A 23,248-nucleotide genomic window follows, 5' to 3' on the forward strand; every position below is an offset into this window, starting at 1 on the left:
GTGTGAACAACGCTGAAACCTGTGGGAGCTGGCTTGCCAGCGATGGTGCCGAAGCAGTCAATATCCATGCTGCTGACCCACCGCATTCGCGAGCAAGCTCGCGAAGGGGGCAACTCGGTCTCAGCGCAACTGGAACCAGGTGGTTTTCAACTGGGTGTATTTGTCGAACGAGTGCAGCGACAAATCGCGGCCAAAGCCCGATTGCTTGCCGCCGCCGAAAGGCACCGTCACATCCAGCGCATCCACAGTGTTGACCGACACCGTACCCGCTCGCAACTGCCGCGCCACACGATGCGCGCGGTTGAGGTCATCGGTCCACAACGACGCCGCCAGTCCATACACACTGTCATTGGCCAGCCGAATAGCCTCGGCCTCATCATCGAACGGCATCACCGCCAGCACTGGCCCGAATACCTCTTCGCGAAACAGCGGCATGTCGGCGGTTATACCGGTGAAAATCGTCGGTTCAATGAAGTTGTCAGAGCCATTGAAGCGCCGCTGCCCACCGCCACAAACCCGGGTCGCCCCCGACTGCTCGGCGTTGCGAATGAAGTGCATGATGCCCGCCGTCTGCCTGTGATCAACGATGGCGCCAGCGCTGCTCTGCGGATCCAGCGGATCACCGGGCAACCACCGTTCAGCCTGTGCTTTCAGCCGTTCCACGAACTCATCATGAATCGAACGCTCCACCAGCAAGCGCGAATTGGCCGAGCAGACTTCGCCCTGATTGAAGAAGATCCCGAACGCCGCTTTCTCCGCCGCCAGATCCAGATTCTGACAATCGGCGAACACCAGATTGGCGCTCTTGCCACCGCATTCCAGCCACACCTGTTTGAGGTTGGATCGAGCTGAATATTCCATGAAGTATTTACCCACCTGCGTCGAGCCGGTGAACACCAGGCAATCGACATCCGCGTGCAAACCCAACGCCTTGCCGGTCTGTTCGCCAAGCCCCGGCAACACGTTCAGCGCACCCGCTGGCAGCCCCGCTTCCAGCGCCAGCTCAGCCAGACGCAAGGCCGAAAACGGCGATTGCTCGGCCGGTTTTAAAATCACCGAATTGCCCGCCGCCAGCGCCGGGGCGAGTTTCCACGCGGCCATGTCCAATGGGAAATTCCACGGCACCACAGCAGCGACTACACCGAGTGCTTCACGGGTGATGGTCGCCAGCACATTCGGCGCACTTGGCGCGACCTGATCGTAAAGTTTGTCGATGCTTTCGGCGTACCAGCGAAACACCCCGGCGGCGCCCGGCACGTCGATGTTGTAAGCGTCCATCACCGGTTTGCCCATGTTCAGCGAGTCAAGCAAGGCCAGCTCTTCGCGATGACTCATCAGCAGATCAGCCAAGCGCAGCAGCACTTGCTTGCGCTCGGCTGGAGATCGTTGCGACCAGGTGCCAGCCTCGAACACCTGACGCGCATTGCGCACCGCCGCGTCCACATCCTCTTCGCCACACGCAGCGACATTCGCCAGGCATTGCCCGGTCGCCGGGTTGATCGCGGCAAAGGTCTGCCCCGATTGCGCAGCGCAATGTTTGCCGTCGATCACGGCCTGATCGGGAAACTTCAATGCAACGGCGCGGCGCTGCCACTCTGCAAGCTCGAACACGACGGATGCTCCTGAGGCGTTATTGTGCCTCGATGGTCGCTCAGGCCCGCACGGGCTAAAAATAGTAAAAATGTCTTCGCAGGCAATAAAAACACTGGGCAATGACTTCCCCCAAACGCTGTGCAGATGGCTATGGTTGAAGGATAAAAACATCGTCGTGCAATGGACGTGGCGGCGCACAAATTGCTTTGAAGTCGAGTCCGCTCGTCCTGAGGTTTGCCGTGGCCGCCTACAATTTGCGTCAGCTGAAGTATTTCATCACCACCGTCGAATGCGGCAGCGTTGCCGAGGCTTCACGCAAGCTGTACATCGCGCAGCCGGCGATTTCCACCGCGATCAAAGGACTGGAAGACAGCTTCGGTGTGCAACTGCTGATCCGTCATCACGCCCAAGGTGTGTCACTGACGCCAAGCGGTGCGCGGTTTTTTCGCAAGGCCCAAGAGTTGCTGCGCATGGCCAAGGAGTTCGAACAGAACGCCCTCGCCGACAACGACGTAGTCGCCGGGCAGATCGATATTGGTTGTTTCGAAACGGTCGCGCCGTTGTACCTGCCGCAGTTGATCGCCGGGTTCTCGGCGTTGTATCCGGGCGTGAAAATCCGCATTCGCGACGGTGAACAGCAAGAGCTGGTGCAAGGCCTGACGTCAGGCACGTTCGATCTGGTGATTCTTTATGAACACGAACTCGACGCGACCATCCAGACCGAACCGCTGATGCCGGCGCAACGCCCGTATGCGCTGTTGCCCGCCGACCACCGTTTTGCCCAATACAAACAAGTGTCGCTGCGCGATCTGTGTCTGGATCCGATGATCCTGCTCGACGTGCAGCCGAGCCGGACTTACTTCGTCAGCCTGTTTGAAGAACTGGGGCTGACGCCGCGCATCGAGTTCAGCTCGCCGTCGATTGAAATGGTACGCGGGATGGTCGGCCAGGGTTTCGGCTTCTCGATTCTGGTGACCAAACCGCATTCGGAATGCACCTACGACGGCAAGAAAGTCGTGTGCGTGGACATCGTCGAAGATGTCACCGGTTCGGGTTTGGTCGCGGCATGGCTCAAGCGCGGGCAACTGACCAAACCGGCGCAGTTGTTCGCCGATTATTGCCGCGAACAACTGACCGCAAAGACTCACCTTTAACAGCAAAGATCGCAGCCTGCGGCAGCTCCTACAGTATGTCGGTGTCGTACCGTCATTTTGTGGCCGACTTCAATTCGGTAGGAGCTGCCGAAGGCTGCGATCTTTTGCTCTTCAGGTCCCGCGCGGTTTGGCTCGCGCGGTCGCTTCGGCCACCAGCGGATCATCCGGCCAATAGTGCTTCGGATAGCGGCCCTTCAAATCCTTCTTCACCTCGGCATAGGTGCTGCGCCAGAAGTTGGCCAAATCCTGCGTCACCTGCACCGGCCGCCGCGCCGGCGACAGCAGATGCAACTTGACCACCTGCCGCCCGCCCGCAATCCGAGGCGTGTCCGCCAGCCCGAACAACTCCTGCAAACGCACAGCCAGAATCGGTGGAAACTCGCTGTAGTCCAGACGAATCGACGACCCCGACGGCACACTCAGATGATGCGGCGCCAGCTCATCGAGCTTTTGCGGCAGCGGCCATGGCAGCAGATTGCGGACGATGCTCGACAGATCGAGATTGGCAAAATGACTGAGTCGCGAGACCTTGCCCAGATACGGCATCAGCCAGTCTTCGAGGGTATCGAGCAACGTCGCATCGCTGACATCCGGCCATTGACTGTCGTCCTGATTGTTCAATTCCAACTGCCGCAACAACGCCACGCGCGCCTGCCACTGGCGCAGCTCCGGCGTCCACGGCAGCAGCTCCAGCCCCTTGCGCCGCACCAGATTGACCAGCGCCTGACTGCGCGCATTTTCATCGAGACCGGTCAACGGCTCACGGCTGAGAATCAGCTCGCCGACCTTGCGCTGACGCTCGGCGCGCAACACGCCTTCGCGCTCGTCCCAGTCCAGTTGATCGACGTTGCGTACCTGTTCGGCGAGCACTGAATCGAACAGCGCCGGATCGAAATCTGCCGCCAGATAAATCCGCTCTTCGCGCTGGCCCTGACGGCTGCCGAGGTCGGCAATGACGATCCACGGCTCTTTCATCAGGCTGTCGGCTTCGGCGAACAACGCCGCGCGACCGTTGGCCAGACGATATTCGGCGCCACCGGCACGCCGCTGTTGCGCGACGCGATCCGGATACGCCAGCGCCAGCAAGGCGCCGAGCCAACGCGGATGATCGGGATCGCTGACCGGCTCGCTGGCCTTGCCGCGCAAGTAACCGCGATATTGCCGCGCCAGTTGCTTGGCGCGCTGCACACCACCCTGCGCACCTCGAGCCGCACGTTCTTCACCCGAGAGCAGTACCAGCCGACTGTGCAGATCGGCCCCGGCGCCACGCAAGATATCGCGCTCGCCGAGCAACGCGGCGACATCGCACGCCATGTTGGCCAGACCCAACGCTTGCCCCCGCAGCAGCAAATGGCCGATGCGTGGATGCGCCGGCAACTCAGCCATGGCCTGACCATGAGTGGTCAGCGCCTCACCTTCCAGCGCGCCAAGCCTTTGCAACAAATCCTGCGCCTGCGTATAAGCCGCCGCTGGCGGGACATCCAGCCAGACCAGTTCGCCCGGCGTCACGCCCCAGCGCCCCAGTTGCAGGGCGAGGCTGGCAAGATCCGCCGAAAGAATTTCCGCGCTGCCATACGCTGCCAATTGTTCGTGCTGATCCTGCGACCACAAGCGATAACAAACACCCGGTTCCAGTCGCCCCGCCCGGCCCGCGCGCTGAGTGGCACTGGCCTTGGAAATCCGCTGGGTATCGAGACGCGTCATGCCGCTGCCGGGATCGAAACGCGGCACCCGCGCCAGCCCGGCGTCGATGACTACGCGCACACCGTTGATGGTCAGACTGGTCTCGGCGATATTGGTCGCCAGCACCACTTTGCGCTGCCCGGCCGGCGCCGGATCGATCGCCGCACGTTGCGCATTGAGGTCGAGTTCACCGTGCAACGGGCAGAGCAACACATCGCTGCGCTCACCAATCGAGTCGACCAATTGTTGATGAACGCGCCGGATTTCCGCCTGCCCCGGCAGAAACACCAACAGGCTGCCGGTTTCGTCGTGCAGCGCTTCAAGCACGGTTTGGGTGACGCGTTGATCAATGTATTCGCCGGGCTGAAACGGACGGCCCCAGCGCATCGTCACCGGATACATGCGGCCTTCGCTGCGCAGGATCGGCGCGTCGTCCAGCAACCCGGCCAGACGCTCGCCTTCGAGCGTGGCCGACATCAGCAAAATCTTCAGCGGCTGTTCAGCTCGGAACAGCTCACGACCGTTCAGACTTAAGGCCAGCGCCAGATCGGCGTCGAGGCTGCGTTCGTGGAATTCGTCGAAGATCAGCAGGCCCACGCCTTCCAGCGCCGGGTCATCCTGCAGACGCCGGGTGAGAATGCCTTCGGTGACCACTTCGATACGCGTATTGGGGCCGACCTTGCTGTCGAGACGGATGCGATAACCGACGGTTTCACCGACCTTCTCGCCCAGCTCACTGGCCAGACGTTCCGCCGCCGCACGCGCGGCGAGACGGCGCGGCTCGAGCATCAGAATGGTCTGCCCGGCCAGCCACGCTTCATTGAGCAAGGCCAAGGGCACACGGGTGGTTTTACCGGCGCCGGGCGGTGCTTCGAGCACGGCTTCGTGGCGCGTCGCCAAGGCTTCACGCAGAGCGGGTAAAACGTCATCGATTGGCAAAGAATTCATGCTGGCTCCAAAACAGAGGCCCGAGTATAACGGCGAACTGGCGGGCGTTCGTCAGGGTCTTAACTTCACACGACGACGCTTCGTTCTTAGATCAATCAGGAGATTTCCCCATGCGCTTACCTTTTCGCCTGATCGGCGGTGTACTGGTCGCCACCCTGCTCACGCAAATCACCGCGTGCGGTTCGATTTTCTACCCGGACCGGCGCGGTCAGATCGACGGCAAGATCGATCCGGCGATTGCCGTGCTCGACGCCGTGGGCCTGCTGTTCTACGTCATTCCCGGGCTGATCGCGTTTGCCGTCGACTTCGCCACCGGCGCGATCTACTTCGAACCGGGCCACACCGCGCAGATCGATCCGGCCAAGCTCAAGCAAGCCATCGGTCCGGACGGTCAAGTCGATAATCACAAGTTGCAGGCTATTCTCGAAAGCGAGTTGGGCCGAGATTTCCCACTGGATGACCCGCGCCTGATTCAACACAAGGGCAGCACTCAACAACTGGCGATGTTCGGCCTGCAACCCGCCGCTTAAAAAGGAAGTTAAATGACATCCAGCCCCGAACACGCCCGCCTGCTACGGCTGGCGACCCGCGCCTCGGTGGCGGTGGCGTGCACGCTGATCATCGCTAAAGCCATCGCCTGGTGGCTCAGCGGTTCGGTGAGCATGCTCGCCGGCCTCACCGACTCGGCGCTGGATGGCGTCACTTCGCTACTCAATCTGCTGGCGGTGCATTACGCGCTGCGCCCGGCCGATGACGATCACCGTTATGGTCACGGCAAGGCGGAATCGCTGGCGGGCATGGCGCAGGCGCTGTTCATTGGCGGCAGTGCGGTGTTGATTGCGTTTCAGGCCTACGAACGCATCCAGCATCCGGAACCGCTTGGCGCGCCGTGGATCAGCATTGGCGTGATCATTTTCTCATTGCTGCTGACGGTGGCCTTGCTGGTGCTGCAGCATCGAGTGATCAAGCAGACCGGTTCCAATGCCGTGCGTGCCGACTCACTGCATTACCGATCCGATCTGTTACTCAACGGCAGTATTCTGGTGGCGCTGATGTTGGCCGGGTTCGGCTGGCATCAACTGGATGCATGGTTCGGACTTGGCATTGCCGCCTATATCCTGTGGAGTGCGATCCAGATCGCCCGGGAAAGTTTTTCGGTGTTGATGGATGAAGAACTGCCAACAGATGTCAGTCAGCACATGCTCGAACTGGCGTGCAGTGTGCCGGGCGTATTGGGCGCGCATGACTTGCGCACGAGGATTTCCGGCAACCACTGGTTCGTGCAGTTGCACCTGGAGTTGCCGGGGGAGCTGACCCTGTCAGTGGCGCACGGCATCAGCGACCAAGCCGCCGATGCCATTCACAAGGCCTACCCGCGGGCCGAAGTGCTGGTGCACGCCGACCCGCAGGAAGTGGTCAAGTCAGAGCGAGCGCAAACCCGGCTTCAGTAACTGACCTGATAACCGCGACTGCTCAGGCAATTGCCCTGCGCCTGACGGTACGCCTGCACCACTTCGGGCGCCGGTTGATACGTCGCGGTGCGCGGATCGAAACCGCTTTGCTGCACCGCGTACTGGTAGCACTGATAACCGTCTTGCTGCACCTGCTCCGGCGACTGGCCGTTGGCCGGATACGCTTCGACGTCATAGCCTTGGGATTGCGGCTGCGGCTGTTGCTGCACCGGCGGCTCGACCACCACGTAATCCTGCGTCGCTTCCTGATACGCGTAGTAGGAACCGGCGGCGAGGAACAGCAGCGAACCACCGATCCACACCTCACGGGCGTAATCCGGCAAATACTGGATGCGAATCCCGCGCGGCGGCTGCACGACGATGTAGCGCGGGCCTTGCGGGCGATACCAGTAGCCGCCGGAAAAGAAGTAATCCTGACCACGATACGGCACGCGGTAATCGCGATCCGGGAAGCGGTCGATCACATGTCCTGGCCGGTATTGCGGGCCTGGACCCCAACCGTTGCCATGCCCGTCGGGGCGCCCCGGCCAGCGATTGTCGTTGGGCCGGTTGCCGGTCTGCCATTGCTGGTTGTGGTAACCGTTCTGCGGACGCTCGTCGCGGTAGTAACCCTGACGCGGCTCTTGAGTCTGGCGTACGGCGTCGGGCCGTGGCTGGATCGGTAGGCTGTTGGCCGGCAGTTGCGGCGGTGGTGGCGGCTGACGTACCGGGTTGGGGTTGTAAGCCGGGCGATTCTGATCGCGGTTCTGCCACTGGCCATTGTTGTTGCCGTTGTGCTCGAACTGGCGGCTGTTGTCGCCACGAATGATTTCGTTGTTCTGCGGGCGCGGCTGATTCTGTTGCGGCTGATTCTGCGATGGATTGTTCTGCGGACGCGGCTGATTGTTGCCGCCACGGCCCTGATTGTTGCCCTGATGATCCTGACCGTGGCCTCCGCCATCCGGGCCGCGATTCTGTGGCTCATCGGCGAGCGTTTGCACACTGACACTCACACACAGCAAACCAACACTGGCCAGACGCCAAATGCGCGAATTCATGCTTTTTCTCACTGCGGGGCCTGTAAATGTAAGAGGACTTGTAGCTAAGACCGGGATTACACACACCGGGTTCTGCAACAGGTTATCAGTCACGCAACTTATTTATTGAGCGCCCGGCATGAAATCGCAGGCAAGAAAAAAGGGAGACCCGTCGGCCTCCCTTCTAGAGAACTTCGTCCTGGCTCGACGCTTTTGACGTCGGCTCACCTCACGCCGTCTTCTGGACAGTGTGCAGCTCGGGGGCCGGCACAACCCCGGTGGGGGTGGCGGCCGCGGCAGGCCGGATAGGGCGGGCCGCGTGGACTGTGTTACCGAGCAGTGATTCTGGTGATAAGAATAGGCCTGAGGCGGCGGCAGAGGATTGCGAAGATTGCTGAAATAAACACCACTTGCGCAATTTTTAACCCTGGATAGATAATCCGCCGCAATAGTTACAACCAAGGACAGATTGATGAGCAAACTCGACCGTTACGACCTGAGCATTTTGGCGGAATTGCAGCGCGACGCCCGCATCTCCAACCAGGAATTGGCCGAGCGCATCGGTCTGTCGCCCTCCCCTTGCTCGCGCCGGGTCAAGCAACTGGAAGACGACGGGTATATTTCGCGTCAGGTGGCGTTGCTCGATCGCAAGATGCTTGGGCTGAGCCTAACGGCGTATGTGCTGATCGGCATGGACCGGCATACGCCGGAGCGTTTTGAGAACTTCGAGGCGGCGATTCGCACGTTGCCGCAGGTGTTGGAGTGCAGTCTGGTGACGGGTGTGGATGCCGATTACCAGTTGAAAGTGGTGGTGCCGGATATGGATCACTATCAGAAGCTGTTGCTGGGGCATTTGACCCGGATCGAAGGGGTGACCAGCGTTCGTTCAAGCTTCGTACTGAATCAGGTGCTCAACAGCACAGAACTGCCGCTGACCCACCTGCGCAACTGATCAAAAGCCCCTCACCCCAGCCCTCTCCCGGAGGGAGAGGGGGCCGACCGTGAGATGCTGAAGAAGTACGCCGACCTGAGCGTTCTGCTGTGAATTCATAATCGACTCGATCTTTCAGGTCGATGTATGACGCCAGACACCTCGGTCAGTCCCCTCTCCCTACGGGAGAGGGCTAGGGTGAGGGCAAAGGCTTCGGATCAGACCCAGATCAATGCCACCCCACACACCTTGGCGTATACTCGCCGCGCCCTTTTTGCCCCATGCGCGCCGGAGAAACCCAATGGATCCAGCATTATTAGAAGAGTGGATGATGACCGGCCTGGTCAGCATCCTGATCATTTTCATGGGTTTCATCGTCTGGGATTTGGCGAAGAAGTCCAAGGCCGGGCGCTTTGGCTCGTTCATTCTGTTCTTCGTGCTGGGCCTGGGCGTGGCCGCGTTCATCATCAAGAGTGTGGTGATCGGCCTGATCGAATCCGGCGCTCTATAAGCGCGCCGGCACTTCCTTCCACTGGCCCTGATCAAGCCCTTCGATCGACCAGTCGCCAATTCTCACCCGCACCAGCCGCAATGTCGGCAACCCGACTGCCGCGGTCATGCGCCGTACCTGACGGTTGCGCCCTTCGCGAATCACCAGCTCCAGCCATGAAGTCGGTATGGTCGCGCGAAAGCGCACCGGCGGATTGCGCGGCCACAACTCAGGCTCGTCCAGTTGTTGCGCTTCGGCCGGCAAGGTCATGCCGTCATTCAACTCAACACCATCCCGCAGACGCTGCAACTGCTCGGCCGTCGGCACGCCTTCGACCTGCACCCAATAAGTCTTCGCCAGTTTGTGTTTCGGATCGGCGATGCGCGCCTGCAACTGCCCGTCGTTGGTCAGTAGCAACAACCCTTCGCTGTCACGATCCAGGCGACCGGCCGGATAAATGCCGGGCACATCAATGAAATCCTTGAGGGTCGCCCGCCCTTCGCCGTCGCTGAATTGCGTCAGCACATCGAACGGTTTGTTGAACAGGATCAATTTCGGCTCGGCCGGTGGTGCCTTGGCAACACGGCGCGGGGAAGACGACTGAAACTTCGCGCCAGGGCGGCGGGAAGGTGGACGTGGAGGACGGGACATGGCGAAAAGAACATCTAACGGTCGAGGCTGACAATGCTAGTGCCCCGACCGCCAAATGACCACGACTAACCGTTAACGGAACGGCGGTTCGTCGAAGCTGCGCAGTTTGCGCGAGTGCAGCGAGTTGAGTTCAGTGCGCAGCAGGTCCACCGCTTCGATGCCGATCTTCAAGTGCTGGCTGACCGCACGCTCATAGAAGGCGTTGGCCGAACCCGGCAGCTTGATTTCACTGTGCAGCGGTTTGTCCGAAACGCACAGCAACGTGCCGTACGGCACCCGCAAGCGATAACCCTGCGCGGCAATCGTGCCGCTTTCCATGTCCACCGCCACGGCGCGGGACAGATTGATCAACGGCCGCTCCTGCGCCCAGCGCAATTCCCAGTTACGGTCGTCGTAGGTCAGCACGGTGCCGGTGCGCAGGCGTTTTTTCAGGTCATCGCCCTTCTCGCCGGTGACATTCGCCGCTGCTTGTTGCAGCGCCATTTGCACTTCGGCCAGTGCCGGGATCGGAATGTTCGGCGGCACCACGCGGTCAAGAATGCCGTCGCGACGCATATAAGCGTGGGCCAGCACATAGTCGCCAATGGTCTGCGACTGACGCAGGCCACCGCAGTGGCCGATCATCAGCCAGCAATGCGGACGCAGCACCGCCAGGTGATCGGTGATGTTCTTGGCGTTGGACGGGCCGACGCCGATGTTGACCAGGGTCACGCCGTGGCCATCGCTGGCAATCAGGTGATAGGCCGGCATCTGGTAACGGTGCCAGACCACACCGGCAGCAATCGCCGACGCTTCGCCGTGATCCATGCCCTTCTCGATGATCACGTTGCCCGGCAAGACCATGCGCACGAAACGTGGGTCGCTGCGCAGTTGCTCCAGACCATGGACGATGAACTGGTCGACGTAGCGGTGATAGTTGGTCAGCAGAATCCACGGCTGCACATGGCGCCAGTCGCTGCCGGTGTAGTGCACCAGACGACGCAGCGAGAAATCCACGCGCGCGGCGTCGAACAAGGCCAGTGGCAGCGGATCGGTGTTTTCCCAGTCGTAGAGACCGTCGGCGATGCCGTCGGTGGCCGCGGACAGGTCGGTACTCGGGAACACCCGCGCCAGCACGGCAGCGGTGACGCCGGAGCCAGCCAGCTCATCGCCCTGCTCGACCACATACGGATACGGAATATTCTGCTGGCTGACGCCGACTTCCACGGTCACGGTGAAGTCGTGCATCAACGGCACAAGCTGTTCGAGCAGGTATTTGCGGAATGCCGCCGGGTGGGTGACGGTGACGCTATAAGTGCCCGGCAATTGCACCTTGGCGTAAGCGCGGGTGGTCTGTGGGACTTCGCCCTGGCAATGGTAGGTCAGACGCAGTTCGGGATAACGAAACAGAGCACGCTGCGCAGCGTCGGGTTCGACGCGATCCTTGAGGTAACGCTTGAGCGCCGAGTTCAGCGCAGTGGTGGCCCGCTCGTGCAACTCGGCCAGACGATCCACGGCTTGTTCGGCGGTTTGAACGACAATAAACGCTTCGGTCACGATCAGCTTCCTGTGTTCTGACTTGCAGAGCTTCATCTTGCCTGCATCGTGGCGTCACGGGAACAGTGGCGTTGTGGGTGTACCCAAATCTTTCAGACAAAGCGAACCCCTGTGGGAGCTGGCTTGCCAGCGATGAGGCCGGCACATGCAACATCAGTGTTGACTGACAGGCCGCCATCGCTGGCAAGCCAGCTCCCACAGGGTTTTGTAGTGTTGGGGAGATTGCGGTCAGAAACCTTGTGGGGTCGAGCGGGCGACGATAGCTTCAACGTCCAGCCCACGCGGCAAGGCGCCGTACACGCGACCGCCACTGCTCAGACGGCTGGCAATGAACGCATCGCTGACCGCCGAGTTGCCGGCTTCCAGCAATAGCTTGGCCTGCAAACCGAGCGCGATGTCTTCGGTCAGTTGCCGCGCCCGGTACTGAATATCACTGGTGTCCTTGAACTGCGCCTGCAATTGCTGAATATGCGCGGCCAGCCGTTTGTCACCATGTCCATCACCGAGTTCGCTGAACAACACATCCAGCACACCCGGCTCTTTCGACAACGCGCGCAGCACGTCGAGGCACTGCACATTCCCCGAACCTTCCCACGTCGAATTCACCGGCGCCTCACGGTACAGGCGCGGCAGGATACTGTCCTCGACATACCCGGCGCCGCCTATGCACTCGGCCGCTTCATTGATCATCCCCGGCGCACGTTTGCAGATCCAATACTTGCCCACCGCTGTCACCAGCCGCGCGAATTGCGCTTCATGGCGATCATTCAGATGATCCAGCGCCTTGCCCATGCGTAAACTCAGGGCCAGCGCGGCTTCGCTTTCCAGGGCCAGATCTGCCAGTACGTTCTGCATCAATGGCTGTTCGCTGAGCAGTTTGCCGCCGACCTTGCGGTGCGCGCAGTGGTGGCTGGCCTGGGTCAGCGCCTGGCGCATCAGCGCGCTGGAACCGACCATGCAATCAAATCGGGTCATGGCGACCATTTCGATGATGGTCGGCACACCGCGCCCTTCCTCGCCAACCATCCACGCCAGCGCGCCACGGAACTCCACTTCGCTGGAGGCGTTGGACTGGTTACCGAGTTTGTTTTTCAGACGCTGGATGTAGAACTGATTACGCGTGTCATCCGGGCGATGGCGTGGCAGCAGGAAGCAGGTCAAACCCTTGTCGGTCTGCGCCAGCGTCAGGAAGGCATCGCACATCGGCGCCGAGCAGAACCACTTGTGCCCGACCAGTTCATAGGCCTCGCCCGGGCCACTGGCGCCGACCGGGTAAGCCTTGGTGGTGTTGGCGCGCACGTCGGTGCCGCCCTGTTTTTCAGTCATCGCCATGCCGATGGTCACGCCGGCCTTGTGCGCCATACCGACGTTGCGCGGATCGTACTCGGTGGCGAGGACTTTCGGCAGCCACTGTTCAGCGATATTCGGCTGCAAACGCAGGGCCGGCACACTGGCGAAGGTCATGGTCAACGGGCAGCCGCTGCCCGCCTCTGCCTGGCTGTGCAGATAGCTCATGGACGCGCGGGCGACGTGAGCACCGTCCTGCGGATGAGTCCATGGCAGCGAGGTCAGACCATGTTCAATCGCGGTGCGCATCAGTTGGTGATAAGCCGGATGAAATTCCACCAGATCAATGCGATGGCCGTAGCGATCATGGCTGGCAAACACCGGTTTGTTCTGGTTGGCGAGGAACCCGGCTTCCATCAGCGGGCCACCGGCGAGCGCGCCGTAGGCATCGATCCGCGACTCCGCCCACCCGGCACCAAAGCGCCGCGACCACTCCTGCAATGGCAGGTCGATGCGATACAGATTGGTGCCGTCCAGCGACGGCGGCTGGTTGGTGACTTCGTGGGTTTCGGCGAACTGATGCAGGTTCATGACGGGGCTCCTTGGTCATCCAGAAGGTCAGTTAAGCACCGCCCCAAGATCGATCAAAGTGTCATATCCGCCGATTTTGCGGCGCTTTTACCCTGTCAGCAACACAGCACCCGGCGCTCCAGCGCGGACTGCAACTCTTCGAATTTCACCGGTTTGTTCAAGTAATCGATGGGCGCGCCAGGCGTGCAAAGTTCCCGCTCGACGGTCAGCGCCAGCATGAACACCGGCAGATTCGCGCAGCCCGGCAATGCATGAATCTGGCAGCACAACGCTGCGCCCTCCTGAGCAGGTAGCTGGCAATCGATGAGCACAGCATCGAAGGCCTCACGCTGCAAGCAATCCAGCGCCGCCGCGCCGTTATCGGCAGTACGCACGCGGAAGCCGAGCTTGAGCAACATGCCGCGCATCACCAGTTGGTTGACGCTGTTGTCGTCCACCAGCAACACCGTGCAGTCCTGTGGTGCGCGCACAAAATGGCGCGAAGGCGCCGGGATCGACGCCGGTTCAATTACCGGTAGTTCGAACTCGACATCCAGCTGGAAGCGGCTGCCACGCCCGGGTTCCGAGCGGTGCGTGAGCTTGCCGTCGAGCAGCTCGACCAACTGTCGGCAGATCGCCAGGCCGACGCCCAATCCGCCATATTCGCGGGTCATCGAGCCGTCGAGCTGGAAGAAGCGCTGATACATCGTCGCCTCGCCCAGATCGGTGAAACCGATGCCGGTGTCGATCACCGCAAACGACAGGGCCAAACGATTGCCCGTCGACGGTTTGCCGGTAACCCGCAGTGCCAGACCACCAACGCGGGTGAACTTGATCGCGTTATCCAGCAGGCATTCCAGGCATTGCGCGAGTTTGGCGCTGTCGCCATACAAGCGATCCGGCAAGGTCGGCAGTACTTCAACCTTGAAATCCAGCGACTTGCTCGCCGCGTTGCCGTCGAACTGCACGCGCAATGCTTCGACCACCGCACGCAGGCTGAAACTGCCCGGCGCAGCCTTGAGTTTGCCGGCCTGCAATTCGGTGAGGGTGAGGATGCCGTTGACCATGCGCATCATGTCCCGCGCGGAACCGGCGGCGGTTTGCTGATATTGCTCAAGCTCCGGATCCAGATCGACGGTCTGCATCAGTTCCAGCGAACCGATCACACCGTTCATCGGCGTGCGCAGTTCATGCGTCAGGGTCGCGAGGAATTCATCCTTGAGCTTGTTGCTGTGGGCCAGTTGCTGGTTGAGCACTTCGAGTTTCTGCCCGGCGTCGTACAACGTCTGCGCCTGTTGCTCACGCATCGCGTTGATACGGTCGGCCAGCGCCAGCGACAGCAGCGCCACTTCGATGGCCGAACCGATCTGGCTGGCGTACATGGTCAGGAACACGTTCGGCAGCAGGCCGAGCACCATCAGGGTGTTGACGATGCCGCCAAGCAGGAACGCCGACCAGGCAATGATGAAGTAACGTGCCACCCGCAAGCCGCGCCACCAGGCCAGAATCCCGGCGGCGAAAATCACGACCGTAAAGGTCAGCGCCAGTATCGTCGCCAGACGCAGCGACAACGCGTAACTGGTCATCAGCGACAAACCAACCACCAGCGCGCCGAACGCGATCAGCGCAATCAGCAAGCGATCGAGCCAACGGCTGTGGTTTTTGGTCTGCAGGAAGCTGCGGGCGAACTGACTGCCGAACAGCCCCGCACAGCCGATGAAGAATGGCGTCGCGGCGTTGGCCCACCATGGGTTGTCAGGCCAGAAGTACTCGACTGCCGCACCGTTCACCGACAGTTGATAGAGGCCGAACGAGGCAATATAGAAGATGTAATAGAGATAGCTGGTGTCGCGCACGCTGAGGAAGATGAACAGGTTGTAAACCAGCATCCCCAAAAGCACGCCATAAATGATGCCCAGCACATACAGGCGCACCGGCTGGTCTTCGAGGTACGCAGTACTCGACCATAACGTCACCGGTGCCTGAATCGAGCCTTCGCTGGCGAGTCGCAGGTACACGGTTTGCTGTTGATTCGGCGTGAATGAAAGGTCGAACAAATAGTTGTTCTGGCGGATCTCGCGACTGGCGAACGGCAGGGCGTCGCCGGTTTGCCGGACGAGGCGGTAGTCGCCACTGGCGTCAGGCATGTAGAGGTCGAGATGGTCGAGCGGTGGATACGCCAGCTCCAGCAGCCAGGTGCGTTGGGCGGCGGGATTGCTCGGACGGTAGTGCAGGTCGATCTTCAGCCAGAACGCCGAGCGCGAGTATCCGGCATTGAGCGTGGCTTTATCGTGAGCTTTGAAATTACCGGCGGCAGCCTGCGCGCGAACATCGGCAATGCTCGCCTGACCACTGGGGTCTTCGAACACTTGCAGTGATCGGCCCAGAGGGAGGCTCTGGGTAAATTCGTCGAATTCGACGGCGCTCGCCATAAAGGGCAAGCAGAACAGCAACATCAGCAAATAGCGCATTGAAGCCCCAGCGTGGCTCGTCCGGTTGTGTCAGGAAGCCCCCCATTCCCTTTGAGTAGACGTAAAACCGGTATTACCTGTTATTGGTTTGGATCCAGACTAGCATAGCCGTTGATGGCCATTGAGCACCATTGAAATTTTTCCTACAAAGGCTCTAGAACGGGCGTTCCAGAGCAAAGCGGCGAGCTAGAGCTGTTGGATCGGTCAGGTAGACAAAAAGATCGCAGACCGCGGCAGCTCCTACACTTGAATGCGCTCCCTAGTAGGAGCTGCCGCAGGCTGCGATCTTTTGATCTTGCTGTTCCACCCACACCCGAAAATCAGCTTTGGTGGTAAGCTCGCGCACCATGAATATCTACAGCTCCCGCCCCGTTGTCCTCTGTCTCTCCGGCCACGACCCCAGTGGTGGCGCCGGCTTGCAGGCAGATATCGAAGCCCTGCTCGCGCAGGGTTGCCATGCGGCTCCGGCCGTCACCGCCCTGACCGTGCAAGACACCGTCAACGTCACTGACTTCCGCGTCCTCGACCGTGAGTGGGTACTGGCTCAAGCCAATGCCGTGCTCAACGACTCCGAAGTCGCGGCGGTCAAACTGGGCATGCTCGGTTCGCTGGAAATGGTCGACACTGTTGTCGAACTGCTTTCGGCACACCCGCACTTGCCGGTGGTCTGCGACCCGGTACTGCGCGCCGGTGGCGGCGGTCGCCTGGGCAAGGACGAAGTCGGTTATGCGATGCGCGAGCGTCTGCTGCCGCTGTCGATCATTGCCACCCCCAACCTTCCCGAAGCGCGCATCCTCGCCGAACTGCCCGAAGGCACCGCGGACGAGTGCGCAGAAAAACTCCTGCCGTTCGTCAAAAACCTGCTGATCACCGGCGGCCACGGCGACGAAACTGAAATCCATAACCGCGTGTACAGCCGCGACGGTCTGCGCGAAACCTTTATCTGCCAGCGTCTGCCGGGCAGTTATCACGGTTCCGGTTGTACCTTGGCCAGCGCATTGGCCGGTCGTCTGGCGCAGGGCGAACACCTCGCCAGCGCCGTGCGCAGTGCATTGGATTACACCTGGCGCACCCTGCGCGATGCCGAACAACTGGGCAAAGGCCAGTTCGTCCCGCGTCGCCTGCCGCTGGATTTCTGCTCGTAACGTCGTGAGGTCTGCCCGATGAAACTACGTGGCCTGTATGCCATCACCGACAGCCAACTGCTGGCGGGCAAGTTTCTGTCTTACGTGGAGGCGGCGCTGGAAGGCGGCGTCACCCTGCTGCAATACCGCGACAAGAGCAGCGACGAGGCCCGCCGCTTGCGCGAGGCCGAGGCACTGCGCGATTTGTGCGAGCGCTATAAGACGCAGCTGATCATCAACGATGACGCTGAACTGGCCGCACGCCTCAACGTCGGCGTGCACTTGGGTCAGACCGACGGTCCACTGTCGCCGACCCGCGCCCTGCTCGGTTCGAAAGCGATCATCGGTTCGACCTGCCACGCGCAAATCGCGCTGGCCGAACAAGCGGCAAAAGAAGGCGCGAGTTACGTCGCCTTCGGCCGCTTCTTCAACTCCAACACCAAGCCCGGCGCGCCGACCTGCAGCCTCGATCTGCTGGACGAAGCCAAGCGCACGCTGCATCTGCCGGTCTGCGCGATTGGCGGCATCACCCTCGACAACGCCGCGCCGCTGGTGGCCCATGGGGTCGACTTGCTGGCCGTGGTTCACGGTCTGTTTGGTGCCGAAAGCACCGCCGAAGTGACCCGCCGCGCCCGCGCGTTCAATGAATTACTGAAAGTCTGATTTGAGAGCCCGATCATGTCTCGTTCCGAAACTTTGTTTGCCAACGCTCAGAAACACATTCCCGGTGGCGTGAACTCGCCCGTTCGTGCGTTCAAGAGCGTTGGCGGCACCCCGCTGTTCTTCAAACACGCCGAAGGCGCTTACGTGACCGACGAAGACGACAAGCGTTATGTCGATTACGTCGGCTCGTGGGGTCCGATGATCCTCGGCCACAGCCACCCGGACGTGCTCGACGCGGTGCGCAATCAGCTGCAACACGGCTTGTCGTATGGCGCGCCGACGGCGATGGAAACCGAGATGGCCGACCTGGTCTGCTCGCTGGTGCCCTCGATGGACATGGTGCGCATGGTCAGCTCCGGCACCGAAGCGACCATGAGCGCGATCCGTCTGGCCCGTGGTTACACCGGCCGCGACAGCATCATCAAGTTCGAAGGCTGCTACCACGGTCACTCCGACAGCCTGCTGGTCAAGGCCGGTTCCGGCGCACTGACCCAAGGCGTGCCGAGCTCCGCCGGCGTACCGGCAGCATTCGCCAAACACACCCTGACCCTGCCGTTCAACGACATCGACGCGGTTGAAAAGATGCTCGCTGAAGTTGGCAAGGACGTGGCGTGCATCATCGTTGAACCGGTGGCCGGCAACATGAACTGCGTGCCGCCAGCGCCAGGTTTCCTCGAAGGTCTGCGTTCACTGTGCGACAAGCATGGCGTAGTGCTGATTTTCGACGAAGTGATGACCGGTTTCCGCGTTGCCCTCGGCGGTGCCCAGGCGTACTACGGGGTCAATCCTGACTTGACCACTTTCGGCAAGATCATCGGCGGCGGCATGCCGGTCGGCTGCTTCGGCGGCAAGCGTGAAATCATGGAACGCATCGCGCCGTTGGGTCCGGTGTATCAGGCCGGTACGCTGTCGGGTAACCCGCTGGCCATGGCCGCCGGTTTGACCACGCTGCGTTTGATCAGTCGTCCAGGCTTTCACGCCGAGTTGACCGACTACACCACGCGTCTGCTCGACGGTCTGCAACAACGCGCCGATGCCGCGGGCATTCCGTTCGTGACCACTCAGGCCGGCGGCATGTTCGGTCTGTACTTCAGCGGCGCCGATGACATCGTCACCTTTGAAGACGTGATGGCCAGCGACGCTGCCCTGTTCGGTCGCTTCTTCCACCTGATGCTGGAAGGTGGCGTTTACCTGGCACCGAGCGCCTTCGAAGCCGGTTTCACCTCGATCGCCCACGGTGAAGCCGAGTTGCAACTGACGCTGGACGCTGCCGAGCGCGCCTTCGCCGCACTGAAATAATCGCACTGCCGCTGACGTTGGCTATCGCCAGCGTCAGCATTCACCTACATCCGCGCTGTTTTTCCGATGCTCCTGCTAAAAATCTCCCCTAAAGTGGGCGATATATTCCCCGTGCAGCAGAAAAACGAGTAAAGACTTTGTAAGGTTGGCCCTGCTTATTTCATAATGCGCGCTTATTGGATCCCTCGATGGGTCCGCGTGCCCTTCAGAGGTAAGTCGATTCCCATGAACCGCACCGGCCGCACCCTTGCCTTGGGCTGCCTGTTGCTCCTTCAGCCCCTGCTCGCGCATGCACAAGCAGGCGGCAACTCGTTGTTGATCCCGGCGATGGGTCGTTGCACCCTCAATACTCAGCCGCAAGACGTCACGCAGGCACTGGCCGCCTGCCAGAAAGCGGCGGACGAAGGGGATGCGCAAGCGCAATACGAGTTGGGTGAGTTCTACTACGACGGCAAGAATGCGCCGCGCGACCTCAATCAAGCCCTGAGCTACTTCGAAAAGGCCTCACTGCAAGGCCACGCTCAGGCACAGTTCAAACTCGGCACGATGTTCTTCCACGGTGAAGGCGTGCAGGCCAACAACATTCAGGCGTATATCGTGCTGAAGATGGCGGCGGTCAACGGCGCTGAAGATGCGCTGGACACGGCCGACGAAGTCTCCGAAAAAATGTCCCGCGAAGACCTTGAGACTGCCACCCAGGTGCTTGGGCAAATTTTCCGTAAATACCTGATGGAACTGCAGAGCGCCGATGGGCGTACGCCGTTCTCGCCTCTTCCCTGACCGCCGATAGTTCCCACGCTCTGCGTGGGAACTCATCCCGTTACGGTCCGCGTCACCGACGCAGAGCGTCGAAGGCGGCATTCCCACGCAGAGCGTGGGAACGATCAAAAATCCAGATCCGGTTTTACTTCTCAGGCATCGGCATCGGGAACGGCATCACGTTGCCGACCGCGCCACGTGCTTCGCTGATTTTCGGGGTACCCAGACGCTCAACCTCGTCGATGCGCACAATCGAATGCATCGGCACAAAGCTGCGCACCACGCCTTCGAACTGCGCCTTGAGCTTTTCTTCGCTCGGATCGACGACCACTTGCGTGCGCTCGCCAAAGACGAACTCTTCCACTTCCAGAAAACCCCACAGATCACTTTGATAGATCTGCTTGGCGTACATTTCGAACACCTGGCCCTGGTTGAGGAAAATCACCTTATAGATTGGAGCTTCGCGTTTGGTCATGGCGGGGGGATAACATCGGGGATAAAAATGAGGGCGCAAACTATAGCATAGCCTCCGGACGCACAGCGGTAGGAACCTGCGGGCTTGTTCCCTATAATGCCGGGTTCTTTGAATCACGTGACGACACTAATCCATGGCCAAGAAGCTTTACATCGAAACCCACGGTTGCCAGATGAACGAGTACGACAGCTCGCGCATGGTCGATCTGCTGGGTGAACATCAGGCCCTGGAAGTCACCGCTCGCGCGGAGGACGCCGACGTGATTCTGCTCAACACCTGCTCGATCCGCGAGCGCGCGCAAGATCGCGTGTACTCGCAGCTCGGCCGCTGGCGCGAACTGAAACTGGCCAACCCGGAGATGGTGATCGCCGTTGGCGGTTGCGTGGCCAGTCAGGAAGGCGCAGCGATTCGTGATCGCGCCCCATACGTCGATGTCGTGTTCGGCCCGCAGACGCTGCACCGCCTGCCGGAAATGATCGACGCCGCGCGCATCACCAAGCTGCCGCAAGTCGACGTGTCGTTCCCGGAAATCGAAAAATTCGACCACTTGCCCGAGCCGCGTATCGATGGCCCGAGCGCTTATGTGTCGGTGATGGAAGGCTGCAGCAAGTACTGCACGTTCTGCGTGGTGCCTTATACCCGCGGCGAAGAAGTCAGCCGGCCGTTCGATGACGTGATCGCCGAAGTCATCCACCTCGCCGAAAACGGTGTGCGTGAAGTGACGCTGCTCGGGCAGAACGTCAACGGCTATCGCGGCACCACCCATGACGGGCGCCTGGCGGATCTCGCTGAGCTGATTCGCGTTGTCGCCGCCATCGACGGCATCGACCGCATCCGCTACACCACTTCGCACCCGCTGGAATTCTCCGACAGCCTGATTCAGGCCCACGCTGACGTGCCGGAACTGGTGAAACACCTGCATTTGCCGGTGCAATCGGGCTCCGACCGGATTCTCGCGGCAATGAAGCGCAACCACACCGCGCTTGAGTACAAATCCAAGCTGCGCAAACTGCGCGCCGCTGTGCCGGGAATCTGCATCAGCTCGGACTTCATCGTCGGTTTCCCCGGCGAGACCGAGAAAGATTTCGAACAGACCATGAAGCTGATTGCCGACGTCGGTTTCGACTTCTCTTATTCCTTCGTTTATAGCCAGCGCCCGGGCACGCCGGCGGCCGATCTGGCCGACGAGACCCCGGAAGAGCTGAAGAAGGAACGCCTGAACGCGCTGCAACATCGCCTGAATCAGCAAGGCTTCGAGATCAGCCGACAAATGGTCGGTTCGATCCAGCGCATTCTGGTCACCGATTACTCGAAGAAAGACCCGGGCGAGTTGCAGGGGCGTACCGAGAATAATCGTATCGTCAACTTCCGCTGCGACAATCCAACCCTGATCGGTCAGTTCGCCGACGTGCACATCGACGCGGCACAGCCGCACTCGCTGCGCGGCTCGCTGATCCAATAAATGCAAAAGATCGCAGCCTTCGGCAGCTCCTACATGGATTACATTCCCCTGTAGGAGCTGCCGAAGGCTGCGATCTTGACGGTGTCGACGCCGAGAATATTTAAGAGCTTTCGCACCCAGGCCTCTGGCGTTATCCTTGATTTCATCTTAATTGCCCCAGGGCGGCTAAATACGACCTTGAACGCTCCCATAGAACCACATCGTTTTATCCTCGAGCCCTTTGAGGCTCGCCGCTTCGCCAATCTGTGCGGGCAATTCGACGAGCATTTGCGCTTGATCGAACAGCGCCTGACCATCGAGATCCGCAACCGCGGAAACCAGTTCGAGCTGATCGGCGACCCCAAACACACCACGTCTGCGGAAAATCTGATTCGTCGCCTGTACCGGGAAACCAAAGGTTCAGAGCTGTCGCCAGATACGGTTCACCTGTTCCTGCAGGAATCAGCCGTGGTCGAGTTGGACAATCACGCCCCCGCCGAAGCCTCCGTCGCCCTGCGCACCAAGAAAGGCATGATTCGCCCGCGCGGCTTGAATCAGTTGCGCTACGTGAAGGAAATTCTCGGTAACGACATCAACTTCGGCATCGGCCCCGCCGGTACCGGCAAGACCTATCTGGCCGTGGCGTGCGCTGTCGATGCCCTGGAGCGCGAGCAGATCCGCCGCATCCTGCTGGTGCGTCCGGCGGTTGAAGCGGGTGAAAAACTCGGCTTCCTGCCCGGCGACCTGTCGCAGAAGATCGACCCGTACCTGCGCCCGCTCTACGACGCGCTCTACGAGATGCTCGGCTTCGAATACGTGGCCAAGCTGATCGAACGTCAGGTCATCGAAGTGGCGCCACTGGCCTACATGCGCGGCCGCACGCTGAACAACAGCTTCATCATTCTCGACGAAAGCCAGAACACCACCGTCGAACAGATGAAGATGTTCCTGACCCGAATCGGCTTCGGCTCTACAGCAGTCATCACCGGTGACATCACCCAGGTCGACCTGCCGAAAGGCACCAAGTCGGGTCTGCACCACGTGATTGAAGTGCTCAAAGACGTTCCGGGCATCAGCTTCACGCACTTCCAGCCTAAAGACGTCGTGCGCCATCCTTTGGTCCAGCGGATCGTCGAAGCCTACGAGCGCTTCGAAAACCGTGATGACGCCCCCAAGGACACTTCGCGAAATGCTTGAGCTAGACCTGCAAATCGCGACTGAAGCGAGCGCGCCGAGTGAAGCCGACTTCCGCCTATGGTGCGAACTGGCCCTGCGCCAGCGCACCGCCGACTCGGAAATGACCATTCGTCTGGTCGACGAGGAAGAAGGTCGCGAGCTCAATCACACCTGGCGTCACAAGGATTACGCGACCAACGTCCTGTCGTTCCCGGCGGAAGTACCCGACGAGTTTCTCGATATCCCGTTGCTCGGCGATCTGGTGATCTGCGTGGCCGTGGTCGAGCGTGAAGCCGCCGAACAAGGCAAGGAACTAAAGGCCCACTGGGCACATCTGGTCATTCACGGCTGCTTGCATCTACTCGGTTACGACCATATAGATGACGAGGAAGCCGAAGAAATGGAAGCACTGGAACGCGAGTTGCTTGCCGAATTGGGCTATCCCGATCCGTACGCGGACGACGAACCCGAAACATCCCCTATCGTTACAACAAAGGATTCAGAGTAAT

20 protein-coding genes are annotated in these 23,248 nt (G+C 60.6%); 12 read left to right on the forward strand and 8 right to left on the reverse strand.

Features of this window, described 5'->3' with window-relative positions:
* Positions 1-120 precede the first annotated feature (120 nt).
* Positions 121-1,611: an aldehyde dehydrogenase gene (locus tag AC3IUF_RS25985; protein ID WP_489279687.1), complete on the reverse strand. Its 1,491-nt coding sequence runs from the start codon at positions 1,609-1,611 to the stop codon at positions 121-123.
* Between the two features lie 221 nt (positions 1,612-1,832).
* Here AC3IUF_RS25985 and AC3IUF_RS25990 point away from each other — a divergent pair, with 221 nt between their 5' ends.
* The gene (locus tag AC3IUF_RS25990) at positions 1,833-2,747 is read left to right on the forward strand and encodes a LysR family transcriptional regulator (protein WP_489279689.1); all 915 of its coding nucleotides are present in this window, start codon (positions 1,833-1,835) and stop codon (positions 2,745-2,747) included.
* A 111-nt stretch (positions 2,748-2,858) separates the two neighbouring features.
* On the opposite strand, the gene hrpB is transcribed toward AC3IUF_RS25990, so the two are convergent.
* A complete protein-coding gene (gene hrpB / locus AC3IUF_RS25995; protein ID WP_489279690.1) occupies positions 2,859-5,378 on the reverse strand; it encodes an ATP-dependent helicase HrpB in 2,520 nt (839 codons plus the stop codon).
* Positions 5,379-5,488: 110 nt separating this feature from the next.
* Between hrpB and AC3IUF_RS26000 the strand changes: the two genes are divergently transcribed.
* Both AC3IUF_RS26000 and AC3IUF_RS26005 read left to right on the forward strand, forming a co-directional pair.
* Positions 5,489-5,908: a hypothetical protein gene (locus AC3IUF_RS26000; RefSeq protein ID WP_007909665.1), complete on the forward strand. Its 420-nt coding sequence runs from the start codon at positions 5,489-5,491 to the stop codon at positions 5,906-5,908.
* Between the two features lie 12 nt (positions 5,909-5,920).
* Positions 5,921-6,829 (forward strand): cation diffusion facilitator family transporter, encoded by a 909-nt coding sequence (locus AC3IUF_RS26005; protein WP_489279692.1) that lies wholly within the window; start codon positions 5,921-5,923, stop codon positions 6,827-6,829.
* Here AC3IUF_RS26005 and AC3IUF_RS26010 read toward each other — a convergent pair.
* Positions 6,823-7,887 carry a DUF6515 family protein gene (locus AC3IUF_RS26010; protein ID WP_489279693.1) on the reverse strand — a complete coding sequence of 355 codons (1,065 nt, stop codon included), beginning with the start codon at positions 7,885-7,887 and terminating at the stop codon, positions 6,823-6,825. The genes AC3IUF_RS26005 and AC3IUF_RS26010 overlap by 7 nt on opposite strands.
* 451 nt (positions 7,888-8,338) lie before the next feature.
* Here AC3IUF_RS26010 and AC3IUF_RS26015 point away from each other — a divergent pair, with 451 nt between their 5' ends.
* Positions 8,339-8,818 carry an Lrp/AsnC family transcriptional regulator gene (locus AC3IUF_RS26015; protein WP_008081091.1) on the forward strand — a complete coding sequence of 160 codons (480 nt, stop codon included), beginning with the start codon at positions 8,339-8,341 and terminating at the stop codon, positions 8,816-8,818.
* A gap of 280 nt (positions 8,819-9,098) precedes the next feature.
* Entirely contained in the window at positions 9,099-9,308 is a 210-nt protein-coding gene (locus AC3IUF_RS26020; protein WP_007909655.1) for a DUF2788 domain-containing protein, read from the forward strand.
* Here AC3IUF_RS26020 and AC3IUF_RS26025 read toward each other — a convergent pair.
* The 4 genes from AC3IUF_RS26025 to AC3IUF_RS26040 all read right to left on the reverse strand — a co-directional run bounded on the left by AC3IUF_RS26025 (position 9,303) and on the right by AC3IUF_RS26040 (position 15,802).
* Complete coding sequence (locus tag AC3IUF_RS26025; RefSeq protein WP_489279694.1) at positions 9,303-9,938, reverse strand: pseudouridine synthase; 636 nt, start codon at positions 9,936-9,938, stop codon at positions 9,303-9,305. The two genes, AC3IUF_RS26020 and AC3IUF_RS26025, sit on opposite strands and share 6 nt — an antisense overlap.
* 72 nt (positions 9,939-10,010) lie before the next feature.
* A complete protein-coding gene (gene amn / locus AC3IUF_RS26030; RefSeq protein WP_161986511.1) occupies positions 10,011-11,510 on the reverse strand; it encodes an AMP nucleosidase in 1,500 nt (499 codons plus the stop codon).
* 192 nt (positions 11,511-11,702) lie between these two features.
* Positions 11,703-13,352: an acyl-CoA dehydrogenase family protein gene (locus AC3IUF_RS26035; protein WP_489279696.1), complete on the reverse strand. Its 1,650-nt coding sequence runs from the start codon at positions 13,350-13,352 to the stop codon at positions 11,703-11,705.
* A gap of 95 nt (positions 13,353-13,447) precedes the next feature.
* Positions 13,448-15,802, reverse strand: a complete 2,355-nt coding sequence (locus tag AC3IUF_RS26040; RefSeq protein ID WP_489279698.1) for a hybrid sensor histidine kinase/response regulator — start codon at positions 15,800-15,802, stop codon at positions 13,448-13,450.
* A 347-nt stretch (positions 15,803-16,149) separates the two neighbouring features.
* Between AC3IUF_RS26040 and AC3IUF_RS26045 the strand changes: the two genes are divergently transcribed.
* The 4 genes from AC3IUF_RS26045 to AC3IUF_RS26060 all read left to right on the forward strand — a co-directional run bounded on the left by AC3IUF_RS26045 (position 16,150) and on the right by AC3IUF_RS26060 (position 19,668).
* Positions 16,150-16,947: a hydroxymethylpyrimidine/phosphomethylpyrimidine kinase gene (locus AC3IUF_RS26045; RefSeq protein WP_007909650.1), complete on the forward strand. Its 798-nt coding sequence runs from the start codon at positions 16,150-16,152 to the stop codon at positions 16,945-16,947.
* Between the two features lie 18 nt (positions 16,948-16,965).
* The gene (gene thiE / locus AC3IUF_RS26050; protein WP_095114032.1) at positions 16,966-17,589 is read left to right on the forward strand and encodes a thiamine phosphate synthase; all 624 of its coding nucleotides are present in this window, start codon (positions 16,966-16,968) and stop codon (positions 17,587-17,589) included.
* Positions 17,590-17,604: 15 nt separating this feature from the next.
* Positions 17,605-18,888, forward strand: coding sequence for a glutamate-1-semialdehyde 2,1-aminomutase (gene hemL / locus AC3IUF_RS26055; protein WP_007909648.1), 1,284 nt, complete (start codon positions 17,605-17,607; stop codon positions 18,886-18,888).
* Between the two features lie 225 nt (positions 18,889-19,113).
* Positions 19,114-19,668: a tetratricopeptide repeat protein gene (locus tag AC3IUF_RS26060; protein WP_003228518.1), complete on the forward strand. Its 555-nt coding sequence runs from the start codon at positions 19,114-19,116 to the stop codon at positions 19,666-19,668.
* A 124-nt stretch (positions 19,669-19,792) separates the two neighbouring features.
* Here the strand turns inward: AC3IUF_RS26060 and AC3IUF_RS26065 are convergent, their stop codons facing one another.
* A complete protein-coding gene (locus AC3IUF_RS26065; protein ID WP_003185742.1) occupies positions 19,793-20,122 on the reverse strand; it encodes a DUF1820 family protein in 330 nt (109 codons plus the stop codon).
* Between the two features lie 133 nt (positions 20,123-20,255).
* Between AC3IUF_RS26065 and miaB the strand changes: the two genes are divergently transcribed.
* From miaB to ybeY, 3 genes are all read left to right on the forward strand, one after another.
* Positions 20,256-21,584, forward strand: a complete 1,329-nt coding sequence (gene miaB / locus AC3IUF_RS26070; RefSeq protein ID WP_007909647.1) for a tRNA (N6-isopentenyl adenosine(37)-C2)-methylthiotransferase MiaB — start codon at positions 20,256-20,258, stop codon at positions 21,582-21,584.
* A 177-nt stretch (positions 21,585-21,761) separates the two neighbouring features.
* The gene (locus AC3IUF_RS26075) at positions 21,762-22,760 is read left to right on the forward strand and encodes a PhoH family protein (RefSeq protein WP_042704951.1); all 999 of its coding nucleotides are present in this window, start codon (positions 21,762-21,764) and stop codon (positions 22,758-22,760) included.
* A complete protein-coding gene (ybeY, locus tag AC3IUF_RS26080; RefSeq protein ID WP_007909643.1) occupies positions 22,753-23,247 on the forward strand; it encodes an rRNA maturation RNase YbeY in 495 nt (164 codons plus the stop codon). The genes AC3IUF_RS26075 and ybeY overlap by 8 nt, the downstream gene beginning before the upstream one ends.
* Position 23,248 lies beyond the last annotated feature (1 nt).

The organism is Pseudomonas sp. KH_040 (assembly GCF_057839305.1).